Source organism: Pseudomonas sp. TR47 (assembly GCF_044143025.1).
Classification (GTDB): domain Bacteria; phylum Pseudomonadota; class Gammaproteobacteria; order Pseudomonadales; family Pseudomonadaceae; genus Aquipseudomonas; species Aquipseudomonas putida_E.
The window spans coordinates 199,873-214,703 of the sequence record NZ_JBHFCS010000002.1; the positions used below are offsets into that span (position 1 = coordinate 199,873).

Below are 14,831 nucleotides of genomic sequence, written 5' to 3' on the forward strand. Positions count from 1 at the left end.
CACAACACCCATCATCGAGTGCCTCTATCAAACCATCCAGCCTATCGATTTGACTGCGTCAAATTGCCTCAGATAACGTGCGCCGCTCTACGAAGTAGATCGAGCTTGTCTGTTTTGCCCTTCTTCTGAATACCTCGCTAACTGCCCTGCGCGCTCTCTGTTAATCCCGACCCGCTGCATGCCTCACGGCGTGACCGTCGTCCTTGTGTTCGAGTTACTGAAATGTCCGTCAATACGCCCTCCCGCATCACCGAGCTGGTCATCGAAGCCGGCACCCGCAAAGCCCACCTGCCCGCCCGCGCCACGCTCATCCTGGGTTTTCTGGCGGGCGCATTCATTTCAATGGGGTTTCTGCTGCACATCCATGTCAGTACCATGATTCCTGCCCCCTGGGCCTCGTTGGGCAACTTGCTGGGCGCCGCGGTATTTCCGATCGGGCTGATCCTGGTCATCCTGGCCGGCGGCGAATTGCTCACCGGCAACATGATGAGCCTGCCCCTGGCGATGTTCGCCCGGCGCATCCGCCTGGTGGACGTCGCGCGCAACTGGCTGCTGGTGACCGTGGCAAACCTGCTGGGCGCGCTGTTCGTGGCGTACTGCTTTGGCCACTTGCTGGGGCTCACTGAAGGTGCCTACCTGAACAAGACGCTGGCAGCGGCAACCAGCAAGACCAGCGCCGACTTCCTCCACGCCTTCGTTTCGGGCATCGGCTGCAACTGGCTGGTGTGCCTGGCAGTGTGGCTGGCGTATGCCAGCCGTGAGATGAGCGGCAAGATTCTCGGCATCTGGTTCCCGATCATGGCTTTCGTCGCCATCGGCTTCCAGCACGTGGTGGCCAACATGTTCCTGATCCCGGCTGCGATCTTCGCCGGTTACCTGAGCTGGGGCCAGCTGGTGCACAACCTTGCAGCAGTCTTCCTGGGCAACGCCGTGGGTGGGGCGATCTTCGTCGGGTTGGCGTACTACGTCTCCTTCGGCACCTCGGTAGAAGAACAAGCCGCCACGCGTTAAGCCCGCCGTTTGCCATGGATGGCGCAGCCTGCGGTCAAGCAGTGGCCGAGACTGCACACTGCCGCAAGCCCCGAATAAAACCTGAACGTTTGCCGAAAGCCTCCAGTCGCAGGAAATAGACGCACTTGATTGCGCGAATGCATTCCTGACCGTGAGGTTTTCCCATGAACACCAACCCCCAACAGGGTGTCGATGGGCATCCCATCAGCCTGACACTCAACGGCGAACGCACGTCGCTACACGTCCAGCCCTGGACGACCCTGCTCGATCTGCTGCGTGAGCAACTCGATCTGATCGGCAGCAAAAAAGGTTGTGACCATGGCCAATGCGGCGCCTGCACGGTGCTGCGCGACGGCAAGCGGATCAATGCCTGCCTGACCCTTGCCGTGATGTGCGACGGCGCCGAGCTGGTCACGGTCGAGGGACTGGCCCAAGGCGAGCAACTGCACCCCATGCAGCGTGCCTTCATCACCCATGATGCTTTCCAGTGCGGCTATTGCACGCCCGGCCAGATCTGTTCGGCAGTCGGCCTGGCCCATGAAGGCCGCGCCGTTACCCGTGAAGCCATTCGCGAACACATGAGCGGCAATCTGTGCCGCTGCGGCGCCTACAGCAATATCCTTGCTGCGGTCGAAGAGGCATTGCCGCTGGTGCAGGCGACCGCCAAGCCTCAGGGAGGGCCGAACCCATGACCCCTTTCAGCTACTGCAGGCCTGCATCGGTCAGTGAAGCGGTAAACATGGCGGACGAATCCACCCGCTTTATTGCCGGCGGCACCAACCTGGTCGATCTGATGAAGGAGAACGTGGTTAACCCGCAGCGCTTGATCGACATAACCGCCCTGGACCTGCACGGCATCGAGCCCACCGCCAACGGCGGCGTTTTGATTGGCGCATTGGTCAGCAACGCCGACCTTGCCTGGAATGCGGTGATCGAACAGCACTACCCGTTGCTGTCACAAGCCATCCTTGCAGGCGCATCACCGCAGTTGCGCAACATGGCAAGTACCGGGGGCAACCTGTTGCAGCGTACGCGCTGCTATTACTTCTATGACACCGGCACCCCCTGCAACAAACGTGAGCCAGGAAGCGGTTGCCCTGCCCGCTCGGGTCTCAACCGCATCCACGCCATTCTCGGCGCCAGCGATACCTGCGTTGCCACGCACCCCTCGGACATGTGTGTGGCGCTGGCAGCACTCGATGCCGTTGTCCACGTGCAAGGCCGCGCCGGCTCACGGCTGATCCCCTTTACCGACTTCCATAGCCTGCCAGGCAACACGCCGGAGCGTGACAACCAGCTGTCAGCCGATGAGCTGATTACCGCGATAGAACTGCCACCTGCTGAGTTTGCGCAGCACTCCCACTACCTGAAGATTCGCGACCGTGCCTCGTACGCGTTTGCACTGGTATCGGTCGCTGCCGCGTTGAAGTTCGATGGCGACGTCATCCAGGAAGCCCGGGTGGCTCTGGGAGGCGTAGCGCACAAGCCTTGGCGAGACACAGCGGTGGAGAAGACCTTGCAAGGTCAAAGGGCTTCCCACGCCCTCTTCGCGCGCGCGGCCCAAGCATGGCTGCAGATGGCAAAACCGCTGAGCCACAACGCTTTCAAAGTGGAACTCGCCAAACGTGCGATCGTCCGTGCGCTCAGTGAAGCCGCAGGCGACGCCAGCATTCAGAGGACGACGCCATGACCCAGACGACCAATGTGGTGGGCAAACCCCTGGACCGCGTGGATGGCGTTGCCAAGGTGACTGGCAAGGCGCGGTACGCCGGTGAGTACCCCGAGGCCGGGCTGCTTCACGCCAGTGTGGTATCGAGCACCATCGCCCGCGGCCGGGTGCGCTCGATCGACGCTAGCCAGGCACTGCAGTTACCCGGCGTGGTCGCGGTGCTGCACCACGCCAATCGCCCACGCATTTCCAGCTATGACGACGACTACAGCGATGCCGACTCAGCCGAAGGCTCCCCGTTCCGGCCGCTATTCAACGACCGTGTGCTGTATAGCGGGCAACCGTTGGCACTGGTGGTCGCCGAGAGCCTTGAACTGGCCCGCCATGCCGGCGCCCTGGTGCGCATCGACTACAGCGAAGAGCCGCACCAGACCGACCTGTTCGCGGTGCTCGACCACACGCACCCGGCACCCGCCCAAACGCCAGAGCCGCGCGGTGATTTCGCAGGGCATTACGCTCAAGCCGCAGTACGTGTCGATGCCACCTACGACACGCCCATCGAGCATCACAACCCGATGGAGCCCCACGCGTCGACCGTTTTCTACAAAGCTGGAGACTCCCTGGAAATTCATGACAAGACCCAGGGTACGCAGAACTGTCAGGACTACCTGCACAAGGTATTCGGCCTGCCCAAACAGAACATCAGGGTGCTCGCCGCCTTTGTCGGCGGTGCCTTTGGCTCTGGGCTGCGGCCGCAATACCAGTTGCCGTTGGCAGTCATGGCAGCCCTGCACCTGAAACGTTCGGTGCGCCTTGCCCTCACACGCCAGCAGATGTTCACCTTCGGCTATCGTCCCCGTACGCAGCAGCGGCTGCGCCTGGGTGCGGCGGCGGATGGCAAGCTGCTGGCAATTGCCCACGACGCGCTCGGCCAGACATCGCGCTTCGAAGACTTCACCGAACACCTGGTGGAGTGGAGCGGCATGCTCTACCACTGCGACAACGTTGCGCTCGGTTATCGCCTTGCGCCGCTCGACGTCTATACCCCGCTGGACATGCGTGCGCCGGGTGCCGCGTCCGGCGTGCTCGCACTGGAGTGCGCGATGGATGAGTTGGCATGCGCTGCGAACCTCGACCCGCTCCAATTGCGTCGACGCAATTTTGCCAGCCACAATGGCAACGACGGCAAACCCTATTCCAGCAAAGAGCTGTTGGCCTGTTATGACCAGGGCGCCGCGCGCTTCGGCTGGGGCAAACGCACCCCAAAGCCTCGCAGCATGCGAGAGGGCAACCAATTGATCGGCTGGGGCGTGGCCGGCGGGGTCTGGGAAGCGCTGCAGATGAAGGCCAGCGCCAAGGCCTGCTTCGACAGCCACGGGCATTTGACCGTCAGTAGCGCCACCACTGACATAGGTACCGGTACCTATACGGTGATGACCCAGATTGCTGCGGACGCTGCGGGGGTCTTGCCCGAGGATGTGACCTTCCTGCTGGGCGACTCCTCACTGCCGACAGCGCCGTTGCAGGGTGGCTCGTTCACGGTGTCTTCGGTGGGTTCGGCAGTGCAGCAGGCCTGCCAGATCCTGCGCACCAAGGTGCTGGAACTCGCGCGCCAGAATTTCCCCGAAATAGCGGCGACGCCGGCAGAGAATGTGGCGTTCGCGCAAGGCTACCTGCAAGCGGGGAAACACCGTATTGCCATCGCCAGCATCGTCGCAACGGCCAAGGACGGCGAGCTGCAGGTGCAGATCGACGCCGAGCCCGGTGCCGGACGCCAGCCGTTCTCCACCGCTACCCATTCGGCCGTCTTCGTAGAGGTACACGTTGACGAAGACCTAGGTACGATCAAGGTCATGCGGGTGGTCAGCGCGGTGGCCGCCGGGCGTGTGGTCAACCCGAAAACCGCCCGTAGCCAGATCCTCGGAGGCGTGGTCTGGGGGTTGGGCATGGCGTTGCAGGAAGAGACGCAAACCGATCATGAACTCGGTCGCATCCTCAACCACAACCTGGCCGAGTATCACATCCCGGTGCATGCCGATATCACTGACATCGAGGTGATGTTCGTGGAAGAGCACGACGACATCGTCAATGACCTGGGTTCCAAGGGCGTAGGCGAGATCGGCGTCGTTGGGGTCGCGGCGGCGGTTGCCAATGCCGTTTACCATGCTACCGGCAAACGCGTGAGAGCGTTTCCGATAACGCTGGACAAAGTGCTCTAGCAGCGGGCGGGGTTTGCGGGATCGGGCGCCGCGCAGGCGGCGCTCGAGTCAAGGGTACTGGAGAATTCCAGGCATACCTGCATCCCCGCCTTCAACATCAGAGTTTGAAACGAACGTGAATGGTGCTTTTATCTGTGCCCCCATCAATCGAGATCGCCGAGCTGCCATAGCCTGAATAACTTCTGACAAGCCGCATGCCAAGGCCCGTTCCGCTAGGTTTGGGATAATTTTCGGGAAAACCGTCACCCTCGTCAGTGACGGTGATCAACGCGTGGTCACCTGCATCCCGCACGCTGACCTCGATGGTGCCTTTGCCGTATTTCAAGGCATTGGTGATCAGCTCGGAAATGACCAGGCCCAACGGCGCCATTCTTGCTGGCAGCAGGGTGAACGCGTCAGCGTCAAGGACGATCTTCCGGTCGGCCAGTGCCCTCCCCAGGTCACCGAGCAAGGCTCCGAGGTAGTCGCCGGCAAGCACCTCTTGATCGGCCGTCTGATAGAGCCGTTCATGCACGCTGGCAATGGTCACAACCCGACCCGCTGCCGTTTCCAGTTGCAGCTTGACCGCGGCATCCGGCGTCAGGTTCGCCTGCAATAGCAACAGGGTATTGACCAGATGCAGGCTGTTCTTGACGCGGTGATGGATTTCTTCCAGGTGCAGGTCGTTCTTGCTGAGCCTGGAGTTCTGTGCATCGATCAACGACAGCAACTGAGCCTCATAATGGTGCCGTTCGGTGATGTCTCTGGATACCGCAATGAGTTTTTCGACCTGGCCATCGGCGTTCAACACGGGGGCAACGGAGACATCCCACCATTTAGGCGCCTGCTGACCGGTAGGGCAGAACCCTTCGAAGCGGGTCGACTCGCCTCTGGCGACTTTTTCCAAAGCCTCCCGGACGACCGGGCCCGACTCGGCGGGCCAAAGCTGCAACCATGGCTGCCCTTTGACCTCTGCCAGGTCGGCGATATGCATCAACGCCAATCCGGCGTCGTTCATGAACTCGATGTGACCGCTGCTGGACAACACGTTCACACAGTCCGGGCTGGCGTTGAGCATGCTTTCCGAATAGGGGTCGGCCAGCTGAGGATCATCCCCAGCGGTCAGCCGCTCAACCGCCATGGAGATAACGTTGGAGATCCCTTCCAGGAACACCAGATCGCTTTCGATGAAATCCTCACCATCGCTACTGTCTGCCTCAAGTACCCCAAACGGCATCAATGCGCCCCTGATAGGCACGTTGATGGCACGCTCGATACCATACTTTTTCAGCAATTCTGGCGTTCTGAAGCGCTGTTCCTGGCCCAGGTGGTTCGAAATCACAGGCCGATAGGTTTGAATGGCAAACCCGGCAGGGCTGGCCTCGTCGGCCCCCACTGTCGCGTGGCCAATATCGGACTCATCCCACCCTACCCCATGCGACAGCAGAAACCTGTCGCTATCGGGAATCGGCATCAGGACCTTGGCGAATCGGGTGTGCATGCCTTTGGCCACCAGTGTGCAAGCCTGGTCAAGCACGTCATCCAGGTTGGTGGATTTAAGCGACATGACCGCGTACTCGACCACCAGCTCGTGCTGCCTGTGCAGCCGGGCTTGGGATTTCCTGAGTGCGGCACGAATGGTCTCGTCAGGGGGCAGCTGCTGCATCAATAGTCTTCCAGGGCGCTGAGAAATGCCGTTCTAAGGTTAGCCTTTGCAGAAACGGCCGTAGGCTACATCAGATCTGGTGTAACACCGCTGATCGCTTCGGTGCAACCACCAACATTGATGTACGCATGCCCCTTGCCTGCGCTTTGATCATGCAAGCTGGATATAAACCGAATAACTGCCCAGCAACAGCCAGAACCCAAGAAAGATCCAAGGCGTACGCAGCGAAAAAAGCAGGGACTTGCGATGCCCTGCACGGGAGGTTTCCGCCTCGCAAAACAGCGGAGATTCGTCATAAGCCAGGCCCATCATGGGTTCACTGAGCAGAAGATGGCTTTGCTTGAGCTGCCAGTGATCGATGATCCGATAGGCCGCGCGAATGCCAGGCCATGCATTGAGCGTACTCATCACGCCCAGCAATGCGAGAAAGGCGGGCACCAGCAATGTGAACATCTCACCCCAGCTCTGGTTCAGGTTGCCCATGGACGACACGTAAGCGATGACCAGAAACGACTGGGCGGCCAAGTAGGCATCGGTGCGGTTGGCCAGGATGGTGGTCTCGTACTGAATTTCCCTGCGGTAGAAGTCCAGCCGCTCCTTAGGCGAACCGAACATCCTCGCATTGTGTTCATCGATCTCGTGTTCAGGGGTGGTAGGGGTGATGATTCGAGGCACGTGGCGACTCCTGGTGTTCGCTGAGCCATACCGGGTGGCGGTAGGCGCTTGAGCGGTAGAACAGCGCGCACAACGAAAATTCAGTCGCCATGCCCAGGCCAACCGTCCGTCGTTCAAACACCGGATCCCGTCCAACAAACCCTTGTCACATCTTTCGAACAGGTATGAGCCTTCCAACTGCAGGAGCTTGCACCATGCGTGACTACCCTACCCCTCCGTTTCCCTCCCAACCGCAAAGCGTCCCGGGTTCGCAGCGCAAGATGGAACCCGCCCCGGACTGTGGCGAGCACACCTACACCGGCAACGGCCGACTCAACGGCAAGATAGCGCTGATCACTGGCGCCGACAGCGGGATCGGGCGTGCAGTCGCCATTGCCTACGCCCGCGAAGGCGCAGACATTGCCCTCGCCTACCTTGATGAGCACGACGATGCGCAGGAAACCGCCCGTTGGGTCCAGGCTGCGGGCCGGCAATGCCTGCTGCTGCCCGGGGATCTGGCGCGCAAACAGCACTGCTACGACATCGTCGACAAGACCGTGGAGCAGTTTGGTCGTATCGACATTCTGGTCAATAACGCAGCATTTCAGATGGCGCACGACAGCCTCGATGAAATCGACGATGACGAATGGGTAATGACATTCGACGTCAACATCACGGCCATATTCCGCATTTGCCAGCGGGCGCTGCCATCGATGCCCAAAGGCAGTTCGATCATCAACACCAGTTCGGTCAATTCCGATGACCCATCGCCCAAACTGCTGGCCTATGCCACCACCAAAGGCGCCATCGCCAACTTCACCGCCGGGCTGGCCCAATTGCTGGGAGACAAAGGGATTCGGGTCAACAGCGTGGCACCAGGCCCGATCTGGACCCCACTGATCCCTGCCACCATGCCCGATGAGGCAGTGAAAAACTTCGGGTCGAGCTATCCGATGGGCCGGCCGGGCCAACCGGTTGAGGTAGCTCCGATCTACGTCTTGCTCGGCTCCGATGAGGCCAGCTACATCTCTGGCTCACGCTATGCCGTTACGGGCGGAAAACCCATTCTTTGACCCGCAAGGCCGTGATTCCACAACCGCGATGAGGTGCACCATGAACGCTATCGATCTGCTGATTCAAGACCACAAACTGGTTAAAAAGCTGCTGGACGAACTGTCTTCAACCACCGAACGCGCCGTCAAGAAGCGTGCCGAACTCCTGCATCGGATCGAGCAGGAATTGCAGATCCACACCGCGCTTGAAGAAGAGATCCTGTACCCGGCCATCAAACAAGCCGGGGGCAAGGAAGAAGCGAAGATGTACTACGAGGCAAAAGAGGAACACCGCACGGTCGATGCGCTGGTGTTGCCGGACCTGCTGCACACCGAAACCGGCACCCTCGAATTCGCAGGCCGCGTCAAAGTGATGAAAGAGTTGCTTGAACACCATATCGAAGAGGAGGAAGACGAGTTGTTTCCCACGGCGAAAAAGCTGTTGAGCAAAGATCTGCTTGAAGAAATGGGCCAAGCCATGGAAGCGCAAAAAAAGATGCTCAAGGGTGAGCAGCGTGCCGCTTGAATTCAAAGCAGCCAAGCAAAAGGCATGAAATGCCACTGGCAGATGCTGCAAGGTGCCGCGGGCAGGACTATGACCCCATACGCCTGCCCTGGCCTCAACGTTTGCCTAGCATTCTTGCCAACACGAACGTTGCCACCACGGCCAGCACCACTGCGCCAGTAATGGACGTTACCGTACCCAGCGGCTCGATCGAGCTTTTCACCGCCAGGTAGAAGCCCAACACCCCCACAGCGCCAATGGCATTGCCACGCACGATCGCACCCAGCTCCTGGTGACCGCCCTGAACATGGGCGAACACCGCCAGCGGCCAGGCAATCACCGGGATGGGTGCCAGCAGGCCGCTGGCCACCGGCCCAAGCCATTGGGCACTGGCAGTGATCGCCACCAACAGCAGGGTTGCCGTGAGCATGCGCATGGGGATCACCCAGCGAGGCAGCGGCACAACCTTCGCGGCACCGGCCTGCGCATTGTTCGAGGTAAGGATGATGATCAGCGTAAGCAGGAGCAACGTCACGCAGACTGACACCGCCACCATGCCCAAGCGGCTCATCACAAAGGCTGTGGCCGCGTAAACCGCCACGCCCGTGATGCAGCCGATAAAAGCGGACACACGCCGGGTCACCAGGTAGTAGAACAGGTAGGTTGCCTGCACCGCGGCCAACCCCGCCAATGCGCCAGGCACCGCCTGCAACGCAAAACCAGGCCCCTGTTCGAGGCTGAGAAACAACATGACCAGGGCCGAGGTGACCGGCAGCCCGGAGAGCAGCCCCCCGATCTGGGTACCCCAGCGCCTGGCTGCCAGCGAGATGGCCAGCATGAGGGTCGGGGTGATCAGGAACTTGAGGTAGAAGGCAGTCATTGAGGGCGGCATCGGGTTCAAAAGACAGGAGTGGGCTTATCGCACCTGGCAGGCGACAGATCGGCACCTCATGCTAATGGAACCGGTGTGGCTTTACTCAGGTTTTTAGCGGACTGCCCTGTACCAAGGGCTTGCAGACGCAGAGGGTCATCTTGTGCCAGCCAAGTGCATCTGCCCCTGCAAGAACATCATCAATCCCTGAGCCGCCGGCGACAGGCTGCGCCCCTTACGAGTGAGCATGCCTATGTGACGTTCGACCTTGGGTTCAGCCAACGGCAGGAACGCGAGCCGTTCGTTTTCTTGTGGAAACGCCAGATACGGCAAGGTACTGATGCCCACACCCTCTTCGAGCATCGCAATCAGCGAAATCATGTTGGAGACAAACAGCCGGCTGTGCGCCAGCAGGCTTTCTGCATCGGTACCCTCAAGCAACCGCGACGTGCCATTGCGGATCATCGGCAACCCTTGCAGCTGCGACCAGTGCAACGTCGCCTCAGCCTGGACCAACGGATGATCGGCCCGGCATACCACGCCCACCTGATCATTGATGATCGGCGCGAAGGCAATCTGCTCATCGAACGTCCACAGGCTGCTGATGCCGAAATCCACCAGCCCCTGGGCCAGCAGTTGCTGCACACTTTCGGCGGTACCGTCCTGGATGCTGACCTGCACGTTCGGGTGCTCGGCTACAAAACGCGCCAGCGGCGCCGGCAGCAGCCGGCTGGCCACTGACGGCACGGTGGCGATGCTGACCTGTCCGATCTCGTGACGGGCCAGCAGGGTCGCTTCGCGGGCAATGCGGTCATGGTGCTCGAGCAAACTGCGAAACAGCGGCAAGCAATGCTCGCCAAAAGGCGTCAGTTCAACCCGGCCACCGCCCTTCTCCACCAGCGCCTGGTCCAGCTTCTGTTCCAGCTCACGCACTGCCAAGGATATCGCGGGTTGGGTACGGCAGGCCTGACGGGCAGCGGCGTGGAAGCTTTTCAATTCAGCGACCAGGACGAAGTAGCGCAACTGAGTGATCTTCAGCTCGGGCAACATGGTTAGCAATCCTTATCAAAGCATTTTTTTTATTAATTTTTATTTGCCCCATATTGCTCGCAAGATGATTGCCAGGCAAACAGAGGCGTTCATCCATGTCACACCAGACCTACAAGAACTACATCGATGGCCAGTGGTGCGAAGGGCCGACCACCCTCGCCAACCACAGCCCCTCGGACACCCGCGACCTGATCGGTCACTACCACCAGGCCAGCGTCGACCAGGCTCACCAGGCCATCCAGGCAGCCGGCGCCGCGCAGCCGAAATGGGCCGCCAGCGGCCTGGAAGCGCGCCAGCAGGTGTTGATGGCCATCGGTGACGAACTGATCGCCCGCAAACAGGAGCTCGGTGAACTGCTCTCGCGTGAAGAAGGCAAACCGCTGGCCGAAGGCATCGGCGAAGTCAACCGCAGCGGCCAGTTCTTCCATTACTATGCCGCCGAAGTGCTGCGCCAGATGGGCGAAACCGCCACATCGGTGCGCCCGGGTGTCGAGATTGAAGTACTGCGCGAACCCGTGGGTGTCGTTGGCATCATCACTCCATGGAACTTTCCCATGGCCACTGCAGCCTGGAAGATCGCTCCGGCGTTGGCCTTTGGCAACAGCGTGGTGTTCAAGCCGGCCAATCTGGTACCCGCCAGCGCCTGGACGCTGACCGAAATCATCAGCCGCCAAGGCCTGCCAGCCGGCACTTTCAACCTGGTCATGGGCAGCGGTGCAAGTGTCGGCGAAACCCTGGTGCAGTCCGCAGACATCAGTGCCCTGACGTTCACCGGCTCACTGCAGACCGGCCGGCACGTGGCGGTCGCCACCGCCGGCAACCTGGTGCGCTGCCAGCTGGAGATGGGCAGCAAGAACGCCTTGGTGGTGATGGAAGACGCCGACCTTGATCTGGCCGTGGACTGTGCGCTCAATGGTGCCTTCTACGGTACCGGCCAGAAGTGCACCGCCTCCTCGCGCTTGATCGTCTGCGACGCCATTCACGACCGCTTCGTCGAGGCCCTGCGCCTGCGCATGCGCCAGCTCAAGGTTGGCCACGCGCTGCAGGCCGGGGTGCAAATCGGCCCGGTGGCCGAGGCGCGTCAACTTGAGCAGAACCTGGAATACCTGCGCCTGGCCCAAGCCGAAGGCGCCACCCTGATAGAAGGCGGCGAACGCCTGCAACTGGAAACCGACGGCTTCTACATGCGCCCTGCGCTGTTCATCAACAGCCACAACCACATGCGCATCAACCGCGAGGAAGTGTTCGGCCCGATTGCCTGCGTGATTCGGGTCCGCGACTTCGAAGAAGCACTGGCAACGCTCAACGACACCGAGTATGGCCTCACCGCCGGCATCATCACCCAGTCGCTGCACTACGCCAGCGCCTTCAAGCACCGTGCCCAGACCGGCTGCGTGATGGTCAACCTGCCCACCGCCGGCACCGACTACCACGTCCCGTTCGGCGGCCGCAAAGCCTCAAGCTTCGGCCCGCGTGAACAGGGCCAGTACGCCCGTGATTTCTACACCGTGGTCAAGACCACCTACCTGCGGCCCTGAAGGAGTTCAGACCATGAGCGACATCCTGATGATCGACGGCCTGCAGTATTCCAACTGGAGCCCGGAGATTTTCCAGCAGATGCAGGCCGGTGGCCTGAGCGCCGTACACGCCACCATCGCCTACCACGAAAATGCCCGCGAGACGCTGTCACGCCTGGGCGAATGGAACCGCCGCTTCGAGACCTGGCCCGAGCTGATTCGCCCGGTGCGCTCGGCCGGCGACATACGCCTGGCGCGACAGGAAGGCCGGGTGGGTATCTTCTTTGGCTTTCAGAACTGCTCGCCAATCGAAGACGACATTGCCTTGGTCGAGGTATTCCGCCAACTGGGGGTGTTCGTCATGCAGCTCACCTACAACAACCAAAGCCTGCTGGCCAGCGGTTGTTACGAAAGCCAAGACAATGGCATCAGCCGTTTCGGCCGCCAGGTGATCGCCGAAATGAACAGGGTCGGCATGCTCATCGACATGTCGCACAGTGCCGAACGCAGCACCCTGGAGGCCATCGAGCTGTCCAGCCGGCCGGTGATCATTTCTCATGCCAACCCGGCGAGCTTCCATGCTGCCAAGCGCAACAAGTCCGATGCGGTACTGCGCGGCATCGCCGAATCCGGTGGCCTGTTGGGTTTCAGCACCTACCCCTTTCACCTCAAGGGCGCCTCGCAGTGCAGCCTGGAAAGCTTCTGCGACATGGTGGCGCGAACCGCCGACCTGATGGGTGTGGAGCATATCGGCATCGGCACCGACCTGTGTCAGGCGCAACCGCTGGCCGTACTCGAATGGATGCGCAACGGCCGCTGGAGCAAGGACAAGGACTACGGCGAAGGCTCCAAGGACAACGCCAACTGGCCGGCACCCTTACAGTGGTTCCGCGACAGCCGCGACTTCCCCAACATCGCCCACGGCCTGCGTGCCCGGGGCTTTGCCGAGCAGGAAGTTGAAAAGATCATGGGGCTCAACTGGTTGCGCCTGCTGGAGAGCGCCACCACGGCGCCCATCTGAGCCCACTGCACGGACAGCATCAACAATAACAACAATCGCAGGTTCCGGAGGCTTCATGAAAAACCCCACCACCCTGCCGGCCGACGGCCAGGACTTGCGCCTGCCACTGGCACGGGACATCGACTGGCCGCTGTTCCTGATCAGCGGCGGCTTTCTCGGTACATTCCTACTTGCGGCGCTGGTCGACATCGATGCGGTTTCGGCCTTGGTCAACACCTTGTTCGGCTGGTCGACCCGGTTCTTTGGCCTGTACTGGCAGTTACTGATGCTAGCGACGTTTGCCGTCAGCCTGGGCATCTGTTTCACCCGTTGCGGACGGGTGCGTCTGGGCGGTGTGACCCAGCGCCCGGACATCAGTACCTTCAACTGGATCGCGGTGATCATGTGCGCCCTGCTGGCAGGCGGCGGCGCCTTCTGGGCCGCGGCCGAGCCACTGATGCACTTCGCAAGCCCGCCGCCGTTGTTCGCAGGCGTGCAACCGCACAGCGAAGCGGCAGCCACCGCAGCGCTGGCACAGGCCTTCGTGCACTGGGGCTTTCTGGCCTGGGCCGTGCTCGGCAGCCTGCTGGCGATCGTGCTGATGCACCTGCACTACGACAAGGGCCTGCCACTGGCACCTCGCACCCTGCTCTACCCCTTGTTCGGCCAACGCGCACTGAAGGGCCCGATCGGCACCCTGGCCGACGCCACATCGATCATCGCGGTGGTTGCCGGCACGATCGGCCCGATCGGCTTTCTCGGCCTGCAGATCAGCAGTGCCCTGCACGCCGTCTGGGGCGCGCCCAACGATGTTCTCACCCAGTCGCTGACCATCGTCCTGGTCACGCTGATGTACACCGTGTCTTGCCTGGTAGGCCTGAAAGGCATCCGGTTCGTCAGTGAGATCAACGTGTGGCTCATGATCGGCCTGGCATTGTTCATGGTGGTTTTCGGGCCGACCCTGTTCATACTCGGCGGCTTCCCCGAAGCCTTCGCCCTGCATGTGGAGCAGTTCATCCCCATGACCCTGTTCCGCGACGACCCCAAATGGCTGGACTGGTGGACGGTGTTCTACTGGGGCTGGTTCATCGGCTACGCACCCATGGTGGCGCTGTACGTCGCGCGGATCTCGCGGGGCCGGACCATTCGCGAGATCATCATGACGCTGTCGATCATCGCGCCACTGGTGACCATGTTCTGGTTCACTGTGGTCGGTGGTACAGGCATCGGCCTGGAACTGCAGACACCCGGCATCGTCACTGCCCATGGCTCCCAGCCTGAAGACCTGCTGCTGGGCGTGACGCAAAACCTGCCCTTGGGTGGCCTGATCAGTGCACTGTTCCTGTTCCTGAGCTTCATCTCGGTGGCCACCAACGGCGACGCCATGGCCTTCACCGTAGCCCTGGCGATGTCCAGCAACGACAAGCCGAAGAAATGGCTGTGCGGCTTCTGGGCCATTGGCATGGGCCTGGCAGCGGTGGCACTGATCACCATCGGTGCAGGTGGGGTCACGGCCTTGCAGTCCTTTATCGTCATTACCGCCGTGCCGGTATCGCTGGTGATCCTGCCCGCGCTGTGGGATGCGGTGCGTATCGCCCGGCACATGGCCCGTGAACAAGGCGTCTGAATTATGATGCA

14 protein-coding genes are annotated in these 14,831 nt (G+C 61.1%); 9 read left to right on the forward strand and 5 right to left on the reverse strand.

Annotation, left to right across the window (positions count from 1 at the left end; translation table 11 throughout):
- Positions 1–222 precede the first annotated feature (222 nt).
- The 4 genes from ACEWE8_RS03490 (at position 223) to ACEWE8_RS03505 (ending at position 4,899) form a co-directional block, all read left to right on the forward strand.
- Positions 223–1,011 carry a formate/nitrite transporter family protein gene (locus ACEWE8_RS03490; protein ID WP_046786045.1) on the forward strand — a complete coding sequence of 263 codons (789 nt, stop codon included), beginning with the start codon at positions 223–225 and terminating at the stop codon, positions 1,009–1,011.
- Between the two features lie 164 nt (positions 1,012–1,175).
- Positions 1,176–1,703, forward strand: a complete 528-nt coding sequence (locus ACEWE8_RS03495; protein ID WP_046786044.1) for a (2Fe-2S)-binding protein — start codon at positions 1,176–1,178, stop codon at positions 1,701–1,703.
- Positions 1,700–2,701 (forward strand): xanthine dehydrogenase family protein subunit M, encoded by a 1,002-nt coding sequence (locus ACEWE8_RS03500; protein WP_046786043.1) that lies wholly within the window; start codon positions 1,700–1,702, stop codon positions 2,699–2,701. The genes ACEWE8_RS03495 and ACEWE8_RS03500 overlap by 4 nt, the downstream gene beginning before the upstream one ends.
- Positions 2,698–4,899, forward strand: coding sequence for a xanthine dehydrogenase family protein molybdopterin-binding subunit (locus ACEWE8_RS03505; protein WP_046786042.1), 2,202 nt, complete (start codon positions 2,698–2,700; stop codon positions 4,897–4,899). Before ACEWE8_RS03500 ends, ACEWE8_RS03505 begins: the two co-directional genes overlap by 4 nt.
- Positions 4,900–4,996: 97 nt before the next feature.
- On the opposite strand, the gene ACEWE8_RS03510 is transcribed toward ACEWE8_RS03505, so the two are convergent.
- The 3 genes from ACEWE8_RS03510 to ACEWE8_RS03520 form a co-directional block, all read right to left on the reverse strand.
- A complete protein-coding gene (locus ACEWE8_RS03510) occupies positions 4,997–6,544 on the reverse strand; it encodes a sensor histidine kinase (protein ID WP_046786041.1) in 1,548 nt (515 codons plus the stop codon).
- A gap of 150 nt (positions 6,545–6,694) precedes the next feature.
- The gene (locus ACEWE8_RS03515) at positions 6,695–7,219 is read right to left on the reverse strand and encodes a hypothetical protein (protein WP_046786040.1); all 525 of its coding nucleotides are present in this window, start codon (positions 7,217–7,219) and stop codon (positions 6,695–6,697) included.
- Positions 7,188–7,310, reverse strand: coding sequence for a hypothetical protein (locus ACEWE8_RS03520; RefSeq protein WP_256658422.1), 123 nt, complete (start codon positions 7,308–7,310; stop codon positions 7,188–7,190). The genes ACEWE8_RS03515 and ACEWE8_RS03520 overlap by 32 nt, the downstream gene beginning before the upstream one ends.
- Before the next feature lie 103 nt (positions 7,311–7,413).
- Here ACEWE8_RS03520 and ACEWE8_RS03525 point away from each other — a divergent pair, with 103 nt between their 5' ends.
- Together ACEWE8_RS03525 and ACEWE8_RS03530 are read left to right on the forward strand one after the other, a co-directional pair.
- Positions 7,414–8,271: an SDR family oxidoreductase gene (locus ACEWE8_RS03525; protein WP_046786039.1), complete on the forward strand. Its 858-nt coding sequence runs from the start codon at positions 7,414–7,416 to the stop codon at positions 8,269–8,271.
- A 40-nt stretch (positions 8,272–8,311) separates the two neighbouring features.
- Positions 8,312–8,776 (forward strand): hemerythrin domain-containing protein, encoded by a 465-nt coding sequence (locus ACEWE8_RS03530; protein WP_046786038.1) that lies wholly within the window; start codon positions 8,312–8,314, stop codon positions 8,774–8,776.
- 94 nt (positions 8,777–8,870) lie between these two features.
- On the opposite strand, the gene ACEWE8_RS03535 is transcribed toward ACEWE8_RS03530, so the two are convergent.
- Together ACEWE8_RS03535 and ACEWE8_RS03540 are read right to left on the reverse strand one after the other, a co-directional pair.
- Positions 8,871–9,635 (reverse strand): membrane protein, encoded by a 765-nt coding sequence (locus ACEWE8_RS03535; protein ID WP_046786037.1) that lies wholly within the window; start codon positions 9,633–9,635, stop codon positions 8,871–8,873.
- A gap of 147 nt (positions 9,636–9,782) precedes the next feature.
- Entirely contained in the window at positions 9,783–10,676 is an 894-nt protein-coding gene (locus ACEWE8_RS03540; RefSeq protein WP_046786036.1) for a LysR family transcriptional regulator, read from the reverse strand.
- Positions 10,677–10,771: 95 nt separating this feature from the next.
- Here ACEWE8_RS03540 and ACEWE8_RS03545 point away from each other — a divergent pair, with 95 nt between their 5' ends.
- From ACEWE8_RS03545 to ACEWE8_RS03555, 3 genes are read left to right on the forward strand one after another with little or no spacing between them, the layout of a single operon-like run.
- Positions 10,772–12,214, forward strand: coding sequence for an aldehyde dehydrogenase family protein (locus tag ACEWE8_RS03545; protein WP_046786035.1), 1,443 nt, complete (start codon positions 10,772–10,774; stop codon positions 12,212–12,214).
- A gap of 13 nt (positions 12,215–12,227) precedes the next feature.
- Entirely contained in the window at positions 12,228–13,214 is a 987-nt protein-coding gene (locus ACEWE8_RS03550) for a dipeptidase (RefSeq protein ID WP_046786034.1), read from the forward strand.
- Between the two features lie 55 nt (positions 13,215–13,269).
- Positions 13,270–14,820: a BCCT family transporter gene (locus ACEWE8_RS03555; protein WP_046786033.1), complete on the forward strand. Its 1,551-nt coding sequence runs from the start codon at positions 13,270–13,272 to the stop codon at positions 14,818–14,820.
- Positions 14,821–14,831 lie beyond the last annotated feature (11 nt).

Coding starts and splice junctions, on each gene's coding strand:
- ACEWE8_RS03490 (WP_046786045.1), top strand. CDS start 223: ATGTCCGTCAATACGCCCTCCCGCATCACCGAGCTGGTCATCGAAGCC.
- ACEWE8_RS03495 (WP_046786044.1), top strand. CDS start 1,176: ATGAACACCAACCCCCAACAGGGTGTCGATGGGCATCCCATCAGCCTG.
- ACEWE8_RS03500 (WP_046786043.1), top strand. CDS start 1,700: ATGACCCCTTTCAGCTACTGCAGGCCTGCATCGGTCAGTGAAGCGGTA.
- ACEWE8_RS03505 (WP_046786042.1), top strand. CDS start 2,698: ATGACCCAGACGACCAATGTGGTGGGCAAACCCCTGGACCGCGTGGAT.
- ACEWE8_RS03510 (WP_046786041.1), bottom strand. CDS start 6,544: ATGCAGCAGCTGCCCCCTGACGAGACCATTCGTGCCGCACTCAGGAAA.
- ACEWE8_RS03520 (WP_256658422.1), bottom strand. CDS start 7,310: ATGGCGACTGAATTTTCGTTGTGCGCGCTGTTCTACCGCTCAAGCGCC.
- ACEWE8_RS03525 (WP_046786039.1), top strand. CDS start 7,414: ATGCGTGACTACCCTACCCCTCCGTTTCCCTCCCAACCGCAAAGCGTC.
- ACEWE8_RS03530 (WP_046786038.1), top strand. CDS start 8,312: ATGAACGCTATCGATCTGCTGATTCAAGACCACAAACTGGTTAAAAAG.
- ACEWE8_RS03535 (WP_046786037.1), bottom strand. CDS start 9,635: ATGACTGCCTTCTACCTCAAGTTCCTGATCACCCCGACCCTCATGCTG.
- ACEWE8_RS03540 (WP_046786036.1), bottom strand. CDS start 10,676: ATGTTGCCCGAGCTGAAGATCACTCAGTTGCGCTACTTCGTCCTGGTC.
- ACEWE8_RS03545 (WP_046786035.1), top strand. CDS start 10,772: ATGTCACACCAGACCTACAAGAACTACATCGATGGCCAGTGGTGCGAA.
- ACEWE8_RS03550 (WP_046786034.1), top strand. CDS start 12,228: ATGAGCGACATCCTGATGATCGACGGCCTGCAGTATTCCAACTGGAGC.
- ACEWE8_RS03555 (WP_046786033.1), top strand. CDS start 13,270: ATGAAAAACCCCACCACCCTGCCGGCCGACGGCCAGGACTTGCGCCTG.